The sequence below is a fragment of the Paenibacillus sp. FSL R5-0810 genome, assembly GCF_038002285.1.
GTDB lineage: Bacteria > Bacillota > Bacilli > Paenibacillales > Paenibacillaceae > Paenibacillus_AQ > Paenibacillus_AQ lactis.
On sequence record NZ_JBBOCF010000001.1, the window covers coordinates 4721121 to 4733790 of the forward strand.

Annotated in this window: 12 protein-coding genes; 4 read left to right on the forward strand and 8 right to left on the reverse strand. The window is 52.8% G+C overall.

All coding sequences use genetic code 11. The features are described from left to right. Positions 1 to 112: 112 nt before the first annotated feature. The 5 genes from MKX76_RS21000 to MKX76_RS21020 all read right to left on the reverse strand — a co-directional run bounded on the left by MKX76_RS21000 (position 113) and on the right by MKX76_RS21020 (position 5026). Positions 113 to 1072, reverse strand: coding sequence for a LacI family DNA-binding transcriptional regulator (locus tag MKX76_RS21000; protein WP_341034554.1), 960 nt, complete (start codon positions 1070 to 1072; stop codon positions 113 to 115). Positions 1073 to 1335: 263 nt separating this feature from the next. Further along, on the reverse strand, positions 1336 to 2160 hold the full coding sequence (locus MKX76_RS21005; protein WP_341034555.1) for an alpha/beta fold hydrolase: 825 nt from the start codon (positions 2158 to 2160) through the stop codon (positions 1336 to 1338). A 15-nt stretch (positions 2161 to 2175) separates the two neighbouring features. Next, the gene (locus tag MKX76_RS21010) at positions 2176 to 2685 is read right to left on the reverse strand and encodes an SRPBCC family protein (RefSeq protein ID WP_251536143.1); all 510 of its coding nucleotides are present in this window, start codon (positions 2683 to 2685) and stop codon (positions 2176 to 2178) included. 69 nt (positions 2686 to 2754) lie between these two features. Continuing rightward, entirely contained in the window at positions 2755 to 3087 is a 333-nt protein-coding gene (locus MKX76_RS21015) for an ArsR/SmtB family transcription factor (protein WP_100085238.1), read from the reverse strand. Positions 3088 to 3352: 265 nt separating this feature from the next. Next, positions 3353 to 5026: a glutathione ABC transporter substrate-binding protein gene (locus MKX76_RS21020; protein ID WP_341034556.1), complete on the reverse strand. Its 1674-nt coding sequence runs from the start codon at positions 5024 to 5026 to the stop codon at positions 3353 to 3355. 227 nt (positions 5027 to 5253) lie between these two features. Between MKX76_RS21020 and nikC the strand changes: the two genes are divergently transcribed. From nikC to MKX76_RS21040, 4 genes are read left to right on the forward strand one after another with little or no spacing between them, the layout of a single operon-like run. Continuing rightward, positions 5254 to 6153 (forward strand): nickel transporter permease, encoded by a 900-nt coding sequence (gene nikC / locus MKX76_RS21025; RefSeq protein ID WP_028404119.1) that lies wholly within the window; start codon positions 5254 to 5256, stop codon positions 6151 to 6153. Positions 6154 to 6172: 19 nt separating this feature from the next. After that, the gene (locus MKX76_RS21030; RefSeq protein ID WP_028404120.1) at positions 6173 to 7096 is read left to right on the forward strand and encodes an ABC transporter permease; all 924 of its coding nucleotides are present in this window, start codon (positions 6173 to 6175) and stop codon (positions 7094 to 7096) included. A 33-nt stretch (positions 7097 to 7129) separates the two neighbouring features. Beyond that, positions 7130 to 8146, forward strand: a complete 1017-nt coding sequence (locus tag MKX76_RS21035; RefSeq protein ID WP_341034557.1) for an ABC transporter ATP-binding protein — start codon at positions 7130 to 7132, stop codon at positions 8144 to 8146. Beyond that, on the forward strand, positions 8136 to 9161 hold the full coding sequence (locus tag MKX76_RS21040) for an ABC transporter ATP-binding protein (RefSeq protein WP_445669847.1): 1026 nt from the start codon (positions 8136 to 8138) through the stop codon (positions 9159 to 9161). The genes MKX76_RS21035 and MKX76_RS21040 overlap by 11 nt, the downstream gene beginning before the upstream one ends. A 281-nt stretch (positions 9162 to 9442) precedes the next feature. Here MKX76_RS21040 and MKX76_RS21045 read toward each other — a convergent pair whose 3' ends face one another. The 3 genes from MKX76_RS21045 to MKX76_RS21055 all read right to left on the reverse strand — a co-directional run bounded on the left by MKX76_RS21045 (position 9443) and on the right by MKX76_RS21055 (position 12534). Further along, positions 9443 to 10762: an FtsW/RodA/SpoVE family cell cycle protein gene (locus tag MKX76_RS21045; protein WP_341034558.1), complete on the reverse strand. Its 1320-nt coding sequence runs from the start codon at positions 10760 to 10762 to the stop codon at positions 9443 to 9445. A 117-nt stretch (positions 10763 to 10879) separates the two neighbouring features. Continuing rightward, the gene (locus MKX76_RS21050; RefSeq protein ID WP_341034559.1) at positions 10880 to 12202 is read right to left on the reverse strand and encodes an FtsW/RodA/SpoVE family cell cycle protein; all 1323 of its coding nucleotides are present in this window, start codon (positions 12200 to 12202) and stop codon (positions 10880 to 10882) included. Positions 12203 to 12204: 2 nt separating this feature from the next. Then, entirely contained in the window at positions 12205 to 12534 is a 330-nt protein-coding gene (locus tag MKX76_RS21055) for a PadR family transcriptional regulator (RefSeq protein ID WP_007130697.1), read from the reverse strand. Between the last annotated feature and the right edge of the window lie 136 nt (positions 12535 to 12670).

Sequence of the window (12670 nt, forward strand, 5' to 3'; positions counted from 1 at the left end):
TCATAGGCCTGTTATGCGCTCATGTCAATAAAAAATGTACACGTTTTCATAAAATATTAAGTAAAATATTTAGTAAAATATATTACTTTTTACTAGAATAATTCGTAAAACTTTATTTAACGGTCTTTCTCCACTGAATGGTGGCACTTAATTTAAAAGGCTCCTTGCCGGTCGTCCCCTTAATCATGCCGAGCAGCTCCTTGGCGGCCAAATAACCGCTCTCATAACGCGGGATCGCAATCGTCGTCAGACCCGCCATGGCCGCCGCGTCCGAGTTGTCAAAGCCGGTAACGGAAATATCCTCCGGCACGCGGAGCCCGTTCTCCTCGAAAGCCTTGATCGCCCCAAGCGCCATATTATCATTCGCGCATACCAGCACTTCCGGAAGCGAATTGCCGAGAATGAGGATTTTGGCTGCCTGATATCCGCTCTCTTCGCTGTAGTCCCCGTGGAAGTAGTTGCGGCGGTCAAAGATGATCCCATTCTTCTCCAGCGTATCGACGAATCCGGCGTACCTCTCTTTATGGTCAAGCGTGAACTCCAGACCGCCCATAAACCCGAAGCTGCGGAACCCCTTATCCACCAACGCCTGCACCATATCGCACATCACCGGATAATTGTCGACAAGGACGCTTTTGGTATTGGCGAATGCATTATCGATAATCCGGTCCATGAGCACGACAGGGAATTGAGGGGTCGCCACGGAGATTAAATAATCGTCTGTCATATGCCGATCCAGGCTTATGGTACCGCTTGCAAATTTGCTGCGCATGAAGTTCGCGCTCGATTTGCTGGTGCAGATGATCAGATCATAGCCGTTCTCCGTCAGGCAGTGGCTGATGCCCTTAATAATTTTCAAATAATAGTCGCGGTCGAAATCGCTGAATACAAAGATGATCGTGTTGCTGTGATCGGATTTGGCCGCCTTGTTCGGAAAATAACCTTGCTCCGAGCAGATCCGAAGCACCCGTTCCCGGGTGTCCTTGCCAACGTTCTTCCGTCCGTTGAGCACATTGGATACCGTCGAAACCGAGACCTCCGCGAGCTTGGCAATTTCCTTTAAACTACTCATGATTCCAGTCCCCCTCCAAACGCTATGTAATTTTAATATAACATGGTTTTATTTTTAATAAAATTTACTTGTTCTGGGTAAACGAATTTTTTTGCCTGAACCTTCTCCCTGTACCAATAACCTTGCGGACCGAACGGCTCCTTTTTTATCAAGCAAAAAGCAGGCCGTGCCGGGCTGCTTTGAGAAGTCCGATTGAAGCTTCCATCGGATACAAAGAAACCGTGGCCCTATTAGCCACGGTTTCTTTTCACGCTATGCGCTTGTTATCTCGATATATGGCCCGCTGAAGGCTGCAGGAAATCCACGATTTCCGGGGCCAGCACCTCCGGCGCCATGACGACAGCCGAATGGTCTTGGCCTGGAAGCATGCGGTGCTCGCATTGCGGGAGCAAGTCGGCCAATGCGCTGGCAGCGTTATGGAATAGAGCACCGCTGTTCTCGCCCGTAACCACCATAACCGGGGCATTGACCTCCCATCGGTCCGTCGGCAACGGTTGACCGGATTGCGTATTTCCCATAATCATACCGTCATAGGCCAGCGTATGCGCCAAGCCTTCCATCACCTTCCAGGATGGGTCTGCTTTCATGAATTCCAGGTATTCCCCGGGAATTCCCAGCGCTGCAGTCATGTAGTATTCTACCGCTTCGCTACGCTGGTTGCCGGCCATCAATGTATTTAGATGCTGCACGTATTCCGTCGGTACGGGTGCGCGGCTGTCGTCAACGATAAAAGGCGGCTCGTATAGAAACAGCTTGCTAACTTTACCGCTGCCGAGGCTGCTGGCTGCATCCAGAGCCAGAACGGCCCCCGATGAGCTCCCGAATAAATAGGCGCTGCCGCCCGCCTCCTGAATAAGGGCTTCCAGGTCTTCGATCTCGCGTTCAACTGCATATGGAGCCGTATCCGCGCTGTCGCCGCGCCCTCTCCGGTCATAATTATAGACGGTGAAATGCTCGGACAACAGCTCGCCAAGGCGCGATCCATCGTTGTGATCCGCAGCGGCGGAGGACACAAGCACGATTGCCGGTCCCGTACCCTTTTTCTCATAATAAATCCGTGTTCCGTCTTTCGAAATCACATGGCTCATCCCAATTCCTCCTTGTTATGGTTGATTCAATATGTACTGCATTTGATGCTCGAATCTTTCCAGCGTCTCCTGGTATCCTTCCACCATGCCCATGGGCTCTGCCTGATCCAGGTCCTCTGCGCTTGCAAACTGAGTGATAATGCTCAGCCTTGTCCCACCCCTTGCCTCGTCGAATGTGACGGACGTCAGCATATCGCTTCCCTCGACGGGGTTCCACTGCGAGTCTGTAAATGTATCATTGTAAACAAGCCTCGACCATTCCACCACTTCGGTATAAATCGCCTTGCAGAATGCCGTATCTCCCTCACCGGCCGTATCGGGCGCAATCCGGTAGCGCCAAGCGCCGCCCGGTCTTACATCCATTTCGTACACCGTGGCGGTCCAGTTCCTCGGCCCCCACCAGCGTTCGATGTGCTCAGGCTTGGTCCAGCCTTCCCAGGACAGCTTCAGGGGGATGGAAACGATGCGTTCCACCGTCAGCTTTCGCTGTTCTCTGTCTTTCGTAATGGTTGTCTTCCTGCCCATGTGAATCCCTCCCGTCTATTCGGCTCTGCCCCGGCAGAGCCCTTCCTGTGGATCTAGCAAAAAAATCAATTAACTCTCCTTTCCGTTCAAGTCGCTCATATAGTCTTCGAAATTGTCGAGTCTCTCTTCCCACAGGCGGCTGAAGGAGTCGAGCCACTCGTCCAGTTCCTGGAACGGACGGGCTTCAAGACTATAGATGCGCTGCTGCGCATTCTTGCGGACCTTCACCAATCCCGCTTCGTTCAGGATCCGCAAATGCCGGGATACTTGCGGCTGACCGATGTTAAGCAGCTCTACGAGGTCACTTACCGAACGCGGTCCTTGCTTTAATAGCTCGATAATGTTAAAACGGTTCGGTTCCGAGATCGTAGACAGGGTTAATTGCATTGCTGAAGTGTTCATGATTGAAATATACACCGATGTGTATATACGTGTCAACAAATATATTGGCGTAAACATTATTTTTCTTTCAAATGCTCCCGTCAGCCTCTTCTTCTCAGCATCGTTAACCGGGCGGATCTTCCCTGGTGAGTGCTTCAGTGCTCTATCCTATATCAAAGAGAAAAAGACAGCCCGATCGGGCTGCCTCCCCCTAAAATGAACTGCTTACGAGAAATTGAAATCCCGTCGCGCCATTACCCTTTTATGCCTCTTTTATGCCTGCACATTAGGGCTGAATGGACACGTCGTGCAGCTGCATTATGCCATTCGGGTGCCTCCAGAATCCTTGCACCTTGCTGCTAACGCCGTTCAAATACTCCTGGTGGTGAATGTAGAGCATCGGTGCGAGTTCGACCAGCTTCTCCTGGGCCTGCTTATAGATCGCCTTGCGTTTCTCCGGATCGTTCTCCTTGCGTCCGGCATCGAGCAGCTGATCCAATTCAGGGTCATTGGTAAAGGTTCGGTTGCCCGGCTCTCCGGCGTTCTTCGAGTGAAACAGCTCATACATTCCGTAGTCGGCATCGGCCGTGACCGTGGACCAACCGAGCACGAACATATCATGCTTGCCCTCTGCCGTTTGGGCGAGGTAAGACCCCCACTCCACCACTTCGATTTTGACGTCGATGTTCAATTCTTTCAGCTTGGACTGGACGTACTCCGCGATCTTGATCCGTTCCGGATTGTCGTTCGTCCAGATGGACGTCGAGAAGCCTTGTTCATAGCCGGCCTCCTTCAGGAGCTCCTTCGCCTTATCCATATTGTATTCAATCGGCTTCACGCTCGGATCATAGCCGTTCACGTCCGGGGCTAGCGGGCCGACGGCCGGAATTCCCGTTCCTTCGTAGATGCCCTGCATAATTTCGTCTTTATTGATGGCCATCGTCAAGGCTTGCCGCACGCGAATATCGTTAAACGGCTTCTTATTGTTGTTGAACCCGATATAAGACAAGCTTAACGACGATTGCCGATTCAGCGACATTCCGTCATTGCTCTCAATCCGGCTGATGCTGCTTGGCGATACCGGATCGATGATATGGGCATATCCGGTCTCCAGCTCCGCAATCCGCGTCCCCTCTTCGCTGACGACCTTGAACGTCACCCGGTCCACCTTCGCCTTGGTTCCCCAGTGGTCCGGGTTGGCCGCAAGCTTCACCTCTGAGCCCGGATTCCAGCTCTCCAGCTTAAAGGTCCCCGTGCCGACCGGATTTTGGGCGAGATAAGCACCGGCCTTTTCGCCGGCATTGACCTTCTCATAATCCAGCTTGATCGCCTCCGCGCTGATTATGCCGACGGCCGGATGGGCGAGATGGGCGAGCAGCGGCGAGTAAGGATACTCGGTTATAAGCTGAACCGTGTGTTCATCCACGACCTTGACCTCTTTAATCATAGCGACGAGCGAAGCCCGCGGCGATGCGACCTTCGGATCCTGCATACGATCCAGATTGGCCTTCACCACTTCGGCATTAAAAGGCGATCCGTCCGTAAATTTCACGCCTTGTCTCAGCTTGAACTCCCACGTTAATTCATCGACAGCCTCCCAGCTCTCGGCAAGCCCCGGCTGGAAGTTCAGGTCTTTATCATGCACCAGCAGCGTGTTATAGATATGCGATGTCACGATGCTGCTTTGCTGGTCTGTCGACATGTGGGGATCCATCGACGCCGGATCCGAAAGCCAGGCTATCACAAGCTCATTAGCTGCCGCCTCCCCGGTATCCTTGCCGGTGTCCGTGCCGGGGTCCTTGTTGTCCGTCCCGGAAGGCGGCGTTGTTGTTCCGCCGCTTGGCGGCGTCTCCGGGTTAGCGCTCTTGCCGCTGCCGCCGCCTGCGCAGGCCGACAGCAGCAGCGTAAAGATGACCAGCATGCAGATCAGCCACCATTTTGTCCTCTTGTTACCTGTCATAGTAAACATCCTCCCCCTTCTTGCGATAAATAGGAAAATATTTCATGCACAGTTAACATATATTTTACTATTTGATATTTATACGAGGATTTTGCAAAAATCCAAAGATCGACTTTCCATCAGCTATATTGCATATTCCTGATACCAGCTAGATATTAATCCAACATCCGCATGCGCATGTTAGCAACAATTCTCAAATTCATATTTTGGAGAAAGGATGATTCCCCATGGATAACCTGACCGCTGATGCTAGAACAACACAGCAGCCCGGCCTGCATGAGGCTCACAGGACTAGATGGAAATCTTTCTATTATCGGTTGAGGAAGAATAAAGCGGCATTATTCGGAGGCTACTTTCTCCTATTCGTCATCCTCGTTGCGATAATCGGTCCGCTATTGACCCAATACGACCCGAGCAAAATCGACTATACGGCCAAATTCCTAAAGCCATCCGCCGATCATTGGTTCGGCACGGACCATAATGGACGAGATATCTTCACCCGCATCATTCACGGCATGCGGCTGACGCTGTCGGTCGGCTTCGTCTCCGTCATCATCGGCGCCGCGTTCGGGATCGTGCTCGGGATTGTTTCGGGGTATTACGGGGGCAAATGGGATACGTTCATCATGCGGATCACCGACGTGATGCTTGCATTCCCCGGCATACTGCTTGCCCTGGCGATCGTCAGCGTTCTTGGCAAAAATCTGTTCAATGTCATCATCGCCGTCAGCATTTTCTCCATCCCCATGTTCGCCAGGGTCGTGCGCGGCTCCACCCTTGCCGTACGCCGGCTGGAGTACATTGATGCCATGCGCTCGCTCGGCGCCAGCGACCGGCGGATTATTTTCGGCCACATACTGCCGAATATCCTGTCGCCGATCATCGTACAGGCTACGCTCCGGATTGCCGTTGCTATTCTGACGGCTAGCGGGCTCTCCTTCCTCGGGCTCGGGGCCCAGCCGCCCACGCCGGAATGGGGGGCCATGCTGAACGACGGCCGCAACTATATTACCGACCATCCGCATGTCGCTTTGTTCCCCGGCTTGTCGATCGTGCTTGTCGTCATTGCCTTCAATCTGCTGGGCGACGGACTGCGGGACGTCCTTGACCCGAAATTAAAAAAATAATGAAGGGAGCTGCCGGGCCATGCTCAAGTATTCCGTTCGGAGACTGATTCAGACGATTCCCGTGATCATCGGCGTCACGATTGTCGTTTTCCTGCTCATGCATCTCATTCCCGGGGACGCGGCACAGGTCATCATCGGGGAAGGCGCGCCGAGAGAGCAAGTCGAACAGATCCGGGAAAATCTCGGACTCAACGATCCGCTGCCGCTTCAGTATTGGAACTATGTCAGCGGGCTGCTTCAGGGGGATCTGGGCGACTCGATCCGCAGCAGCCGGCCGATTGCCGATGAGATTTTCACCAGCCGGTTCTGGATTACGTTAGAGCTCGCCGTGTATAGTACGATTCTGGCCGTGTTTCTCGGCATCCTCGCCGGCATCATCTCCGCCGTCAAGAAAAGCTCCCCCGCCGACATCGGGGTCATGTTCATCGCCCTGTTCGGGCTGTCGATGCCGAATTTCTGGCTCGGTCTGATGCTGATCCAATATTTTGCAGTGGATCTCGGCTGGTTCCGTCCCTCCGGCTGGGGCACCTGGTCGCAGACCGTCCTGCCCGTCATTACCCTTGGGACCGGCGGTGCCGCGATCATTGCGCGGATGACCCGCTCCAGCATGCTGGAGGTGATCAGCCAGGACTATATCCGCACAGCGCGGGCGAAGGGCGTTCGGGAACGCGTCATCATCTACCGGCACGCGCTAAAAAATGCAATGATTCCGGTCATCACCGTCATCGGGCTCGAATTCGGCGGACTGCTTGGCGGCGCCGTGCTAACCGAATCCGTATTCGCGGTCAATGGCATGGGCCGTTATGTGGTCGATTCCATCAGGGGCAGGGATTTCCCGGTCGTTCAGGCTACGGTGCTGGTGCTCTCGGTCATGTTCGTGCTCGTCAACCTGCTCGTGGACATCTCCTATCGGTATTTCAACAAACGCATTGATTTCGATTGATCGACGAATTCGAAGAGAAGGGAGCGAGGGTAGATGAAGTCAGCATCAACGCTGCTGGACATTAAGGATTTGCGGACTTCTTTTTTCACGGAGCAGGGGGAGGTCAAGGCCGTGGACGGGGTCAGCCTGCATGTCCGCAAAGGAGCGACGCTTGGGATCGTAGGCGAATCAGGCTCGGGGAAGAGCATTCTGTCCTTGTCGATTCTCCGTCTCATCTTGAGTCCGGGCCGGATTGTAGGCGGTCAAATTCTATATAACGGCGAGAATCTGCTGGATAAAACGGACCGGCAGATGCGCAAGCTGCGGGGCAATCAAATTTCGATGATCTTTCAGGAGCCGATGACATCGCTTAACCCGGTCTTCACGATCGGTGATCAAATCGCCGAGGTTTATCGCATTCACGAGCAGCTGGGCAAAAAACAGGCGCTGGAGAAAGCCGTCCACATGCTGCAGCTTGTCGGCATCCCCTCACCGGAGAAGCGGATTTCGCAGTACCCGTTCCAGCTGTCAGGCGGGATGCGGCAGCGCGTCATGATTGCAATGGCGCTCGCTTGCAATCCCGACCTCCTGATCGCGGATGAGCCCACGACCGCGCTCGACGTGACGATTCAGGCGCAAATTCTGGAGCTGATGAAAGAGCTGCAGCAGAAGCTGCATATGTCGATTATTTTCATCACGCATGATTTGGGGATTGTCGCCGAAACCTGTGATGATGTGGCGGTGATGTACTGCGGCAAGGTCGTTGAATATGCCGATGTCCGTTCCCTATTCAAGCATCCGAAGCATCCCTACACCATCGGATTGATGAATTCGCTGCCGCGCCATGACGTCGACCAAGAAGCGCTGGAGCCGATCCGGGGCTCGGTGCCGAGCCCATTCGACCTGCAGAAAGGCTGCCGGTTTGCCCCGCGCTGCCCGGATGCCCGGAAGCTCTGCTATGATCAGCAGCCCGAGCTGTCGGCGCTGACGAACCGCCAGCAGGTCAGCTGCTGGAAGTATACCGATCAATGGGATGCCGTAAGCGAGGTGAACGATAACGATGAGCGATAATAGAATCGGCAAGGAATTATTGTCCGTTAAGCATCTGAAGCAGTATTTTCCGATCAAGGGCGGCATCTTTGGACGTACCGTCAATGTCGTGAAGGCCGTAGACGACATTTCCTTCTCCGTTAACGAGGGGGAGACCGTCAGCCTCGTCGGCGAATCGGGATGCGGCAAATCGACGACCGGACGGGCAATTCTGCGCCTGGATGAGCCCACCTCCGGCGAAGTCGTGTTCGAGGGCACCAATCTACTTGCCTTAAGCAAATCGCAGATGAATCGGAAGCGCAAGGACCTGCAGATGATTTTCCAGGACCCGTACGCTTCATTGAACCCTCGCAAAACGGCGGTTCAAGTGCTGGAGGAAGCGATGGAAATTCAGAACATCGTCCCGAAAAAGGAGCGGCGGTCAAGGGCCATCGAGCTGCTCGAAACCGTCGGCTTATCCGCCTATCAGGCCGATCGCTACCCGCACGAGTTCAGCGGCGGACAGCGGCAGCGGATCGGCATTGCCCGCGCCCTGTCGGTCAATCCCAAGCTCATTATCAGCGACGAGGCCGTGTCCGCCCTTGACGTCTCGATCCAGGCTCAGGTGCTGAACCTGATGAAATCGCTCCAGAAGGATTTTAAGCTGACGTATCTGTTCATCTCCCACGATCTTGGCGTCGTCCGCCACATTTCCGACCGGATTATCGTCATGTACCTTGGCACGATCGTTGAGATTGCGGACAAACAATCGCTGTTCCGGCGGCCGCAGCATCCTTACACCCGAGCGCTGCTGTCAGCGATCCCCACCCTCGATCCCGACCGCAAGAAGGAGCGGATTCTGCTGAAAGGGGACGTCCCTTCCCCGCTCAACCCGCCGTCCGGCTGCCGTTTCCATACCCGCTGCATGTACGCGACGGACCGCTGCAAATCCGAAATCCCCGTCCTTCGGGAAGCAGGCATGGGCGGCGGCCATCAGGCAGCGTGCCATTATATCGAGGAAATTGCGGAAGGCGCGCTTTATTCTAGGAGGGAGTAATACCGCAGGCTCCCGGTAATACATCGCTATGCGGAGGAAAGAACCGGGTGCGAAATTCAACTGATGTGAGTGGACGCAGGTGCGAATAGAAACAAATGCGTAAGAAACAGGTGTGATAGATGCGATGCGATAGAGACGGGGCAAATAGAAATGGTGCGAGAAATGGTGCGATGGAGCGGATAGAAGTGATGCAGTAGAAAGACCGAGCGGCTGTGCCGCTCGGTCTTAATCATGGGCTAGAGCAGAATCAACCGCACCGCCACGTGGTAGCTTGTTTTTGCTCATTTCACTCTAACCGCTTCGATTCCTCCGAGGTCGCTTGGAATCATATTTTTCCGCCGGTAAATCGACAGGATTAAGCCAACGACAGCCAAATCTATGAGCTGGTTCGTTCCGCCGTAGGAGATGAAGGGCGGGTCCAGAGAGACGAGCGGGGCAATCCCTATTCCCATAAGTAACGGCCATAGCAGCCGGATTCCAAAGACGACCATGATCATCGCTGCCATATGTCTGGCATAAAGATCCCGATGCGTTTTGGAAACTTTCCAGATTCTAATCAGGAATAATATCGTCAAGACTACAACGGCAATACCAAAAATCCAACCGAAGCAATATACGAGATAAGGAAATACGCTATCATTCAAGATATAAGGCAATTTGGGGGATTCTGCTCCGAATCCTTGCCCAAACCACCCGGCATTCTTAATCGCACTTATGCTGTTGCCGACATGCCAGTTGTAGCCGGAAAGCGGGTTTATCATGTCCCTCCACCGGAAAAGTAAAAGCTCCATATGCGTGAAAAGAGAAACCGTTAAGATCGCAAGCGGAAGCGTCGTGATTAGGACAAATTGCCGCCGGCTTTTCTTCGTTCTCCAGGTCAAGACAAGAAATCCGGCCATGTAAATAAGTGGGTACATAACTGAGTTGCTCATGCTGTAAAGTACGATCGGCAGAACGCCCCGATACAGCAGATTGAGCACCATCTCCCATCGCCCCCACTCGAATGCAGGTCTCATGCCAGCCTGTGCAATAAGGAGCGGGAGCAAGGATACGGTAATCATATTGACCCCAATAAAGCCGATACCCAAATATCCTGTATTGTATCCATGCAGCTTACCGTAGACTAAAACATATCCAAGTAAGAATAAGACAGAGAAAAATACGATTCCCGCGAATCTTCTTAATTTTCGATAATCCGTAAAATAAAGAACGATAAGCAGGAAGATCCCTATTCCAAATAACAGCATCTTCTTATTAGGGATTTGCATAAAACGAATAACATCGGAGTAGTAAACACTCATTGTCCCAAACAGTCCGATTACCGAGAACAATCCTACAATGACGAGCAGCTTCCAATCCAGCTGCGGCCGGTGGGCCATATGCAGACTTCGCCCGATCTCTTCCGGCTCGCCCATCTGACGAACCGCTTCCAGCACGGCCGGCTCCTCGGCATTCCCCTCCAGCATCAGCAGCTCTGCCCGCTCCTCGATATGGCTTAGCAGCTCTTCGCGGATCTCCGCATGCATGGGCTTAGCCCGAACCTGCTTGCACACGCGGTCCAGAAATTGCTGAACAACATAGCTTTCCTCAATGGAATGCATCAATCCACACTCCCCAACTAAGATTTCAATAGGATCTATTAACATCAAGAAACTGATACGTTAAATCATTTTCTTGATAGAAAATAAATCGTCTCTTCGCTTACTCAACATGCCATATCAAGCAAGTTTGGTATCCAATGCATTTCCGAGGTCGCTCGGAATCATATTTTTCCGCCGGTAAATCGACAGGATCAGGCCGACGACAGCCAAATCTATGAGCTGGTTCGTTCCGCCGTAGGAGATGAAGGGCGGGTCCAGACTAAAGGCCGGGATGATCCCTAACCCCATAAACAACGGAATAAGCATGCGCATACAGAAGACGATGATAACCGCCATCACGATATGTTTCGCATAGGCATCCTGCAGCACCGAGGAGATCGTCCAGATTCTAGCAAGAAACAAAAATACCATAATCCCCAGCGCAATTCCGAACAGCCAGCCGAAGCAGTAGATGAGATATGTAAATACCGACTCGCTATAAATATAAGGAATTCCAGGGTTGGGCGCACCGAATCCATGGCCGAACCAACCTGCAGAGGAAACAGCTTCCGATGCAGCGCGCATAACGTACCCGCCGTCTCCCTCACGATCCATGATCCTTTCGAGCCTCCACATGAGGTACTGCTGCTTCGTTACAAGCACAATTGCCAAACTCGTGAACGGCACGATCATCAGCAAGGAGAATTGCCGGAAATTACGGCTTGTCGCCCAGGTCATCCCCGTAAATCCTAGCAAATAGACGACCGGATGTACCATCGAATCGTTCAAAGCATACAGCACAACAGGCAATACGCCACGATAGAGTGTGATTAGCATACCCTTCCATAGTCCCCACTGGCTTGCAGGCTTCATTCCCGCCAAGGCAATCAGGAGAAGCAAGATGGATACATTGCCAAGCATCGGAATCGCGAACGAACCGATACTCAAATATAAGGTCTGTCCGTTAATGGTAACCCCTTGAAAAAGCGTGTATGCCATAAGACAAAGTGTGATGAAGAACAATGCGCCCGAGTGTTTCTTCAATTTTCGGTAGTCCAGGAAATAAAGCAGGACGAGGAAAATGGCGCCGAGGCCAAGGAATGTCGCCTTATGGGCAAATAAACCAGTCTTTGACGGTCCATCCGAATAATCAACATTGAGCATGCCGACCAAACCAATGACGGACAGCATACCGATCAGCACAAGCAGCTTCCAATCCAGCTGCGGCCGGTGGGCCATATGCAGACTTCGTCCGATCTCCTCCGGCTCGCCCATCTGCCGAACCGCCTCCAGCACGGCCGGCTCCTCGGCATTCCCCTCCAGCATCAGCAGCTCTGCCCGCTCTTCGATATGGCTTAGCAGCTCTTCCCGGATCTCCGCGTGCATGGGCTTTGCCCGAACCTGCTTGCATAATCGGTCCAGAAAATCCTGTACCGTCCTGTACTCTTCAATATACCGCACGGTTAGCTTCCCTCCCCGATGACGGTATCTACAGCGGTGCGGAACGTGATCCACTCTTTGGTCTTCTCATGTAGCTGATCCTTCCCCCGCTCCGTGATCCGATAATACTTCCTCTTGCGTCCATCAACCTGACTCCAATAGGATTCAAGCCACCCTTCCGCCTCAAGCGTATGCAGGATCGGATACAGCGTGCCTTCCTTCATAACGAATACGCCGTCCGAGCTTTGCTCGATCTCCTTGATCAGCTCATACCCGTACATCTCCCGCTTGTTCAAAACGGTCAACAGTAAAATGACGGTGCTGCCCTTCAGCAGCTCTTTGTTGATGCCCATCCTGCCCTCACCCCTATACCTAGTAAATCTATGTATCGTAATCCTAGGTATGAGTATAAATCATCCTTCCCTGATTCGCAATCCTAAACAGGCTAAATTATCGCATGAAAACAACGCTAATTATGCGTGTATGAAG

Excerpts from the sequence above, each read along its gene's own strand:
- MKX76_RS21030 (WP_028404120.1), top strand. The coding sequence starts at position 6,173 with ATGCTCAAGTATTCCGTTCGGAGACTGATTCAGACGATTCCCGTGATC.
- nikC (WP_028404119.1), top strand. The coding sequence starts at position 5,254 with ATGGATAACCTGACCGCTGATGCTAGAACAACACAGCAGCCCGGCCTG.
- MKX76_RS21035 (WP_341034557.1), top strand. The coding sequence starts at position 7,130 with ATGAAGTCAGCATCAACGCTGCTGGACATTAAGGATTTGCGGACTTCT.
- MKX76_RS21055 (WP_007130697.1), bottom strand. The coding sequence starts at position 12,534 with ATGGGCATCAACAAAGAGCTGCTGAAGGGCAGCACCGTCATTTTACTG.
- MKX76_RS21000 (WP_341034554.1), bottom strand. The coding sequence starts at position 1,072 with ATGAGTAGTTTAAAGGAAATTGCCAAGCTCGCGGAGGTCTCGGTTTCG.
- MKX76_RS21010 (WP_251536143.1), bottom strand. The coding sequence starts at position 2,685 with ATGGGCAGGAAGACAACCATTACGAAAGACAGAGAACAGCGAAAGCTG.
- MKX76_RS21015 (WP_100085238.1), bottom strand. The coding sequence starts at position 3,087 with ATGAACACTTCAGCAATGCAATTAACCCTGTCTACGATCTCGGAACCG.
- MKX76_RS21020 (WP_341034556.1), bottom strand. The coding sequence starts at position 5,026 with ATGACAGGTAACAAGAGGACAAAATGGTGGCTGATCTGCATGCTGGTC.
- MKX76_RS21005 (WP_341034555.1), bottom strand. The coding sequence starts at position 2,160 with ATGAGCCATGTGATTTCGAAAGACGGAACACGGATTTATTATGAGAAA.
- MKX76_RS21040 (WP_445669847.1), top strand. The coding sequence starts at position 8,136 with ATGAGCGATAATAGAATCGGCAAGGAATTATTGTCCGTTAAGCATCTG.
- MKX76_RS21045 (WP_341034558.1), bottom strand. The coding sequence starts at position 10,762 with ATGCATTCCATTGAGGAAAGCTATGTTGTTCAGCAATTTCTGGACCGC.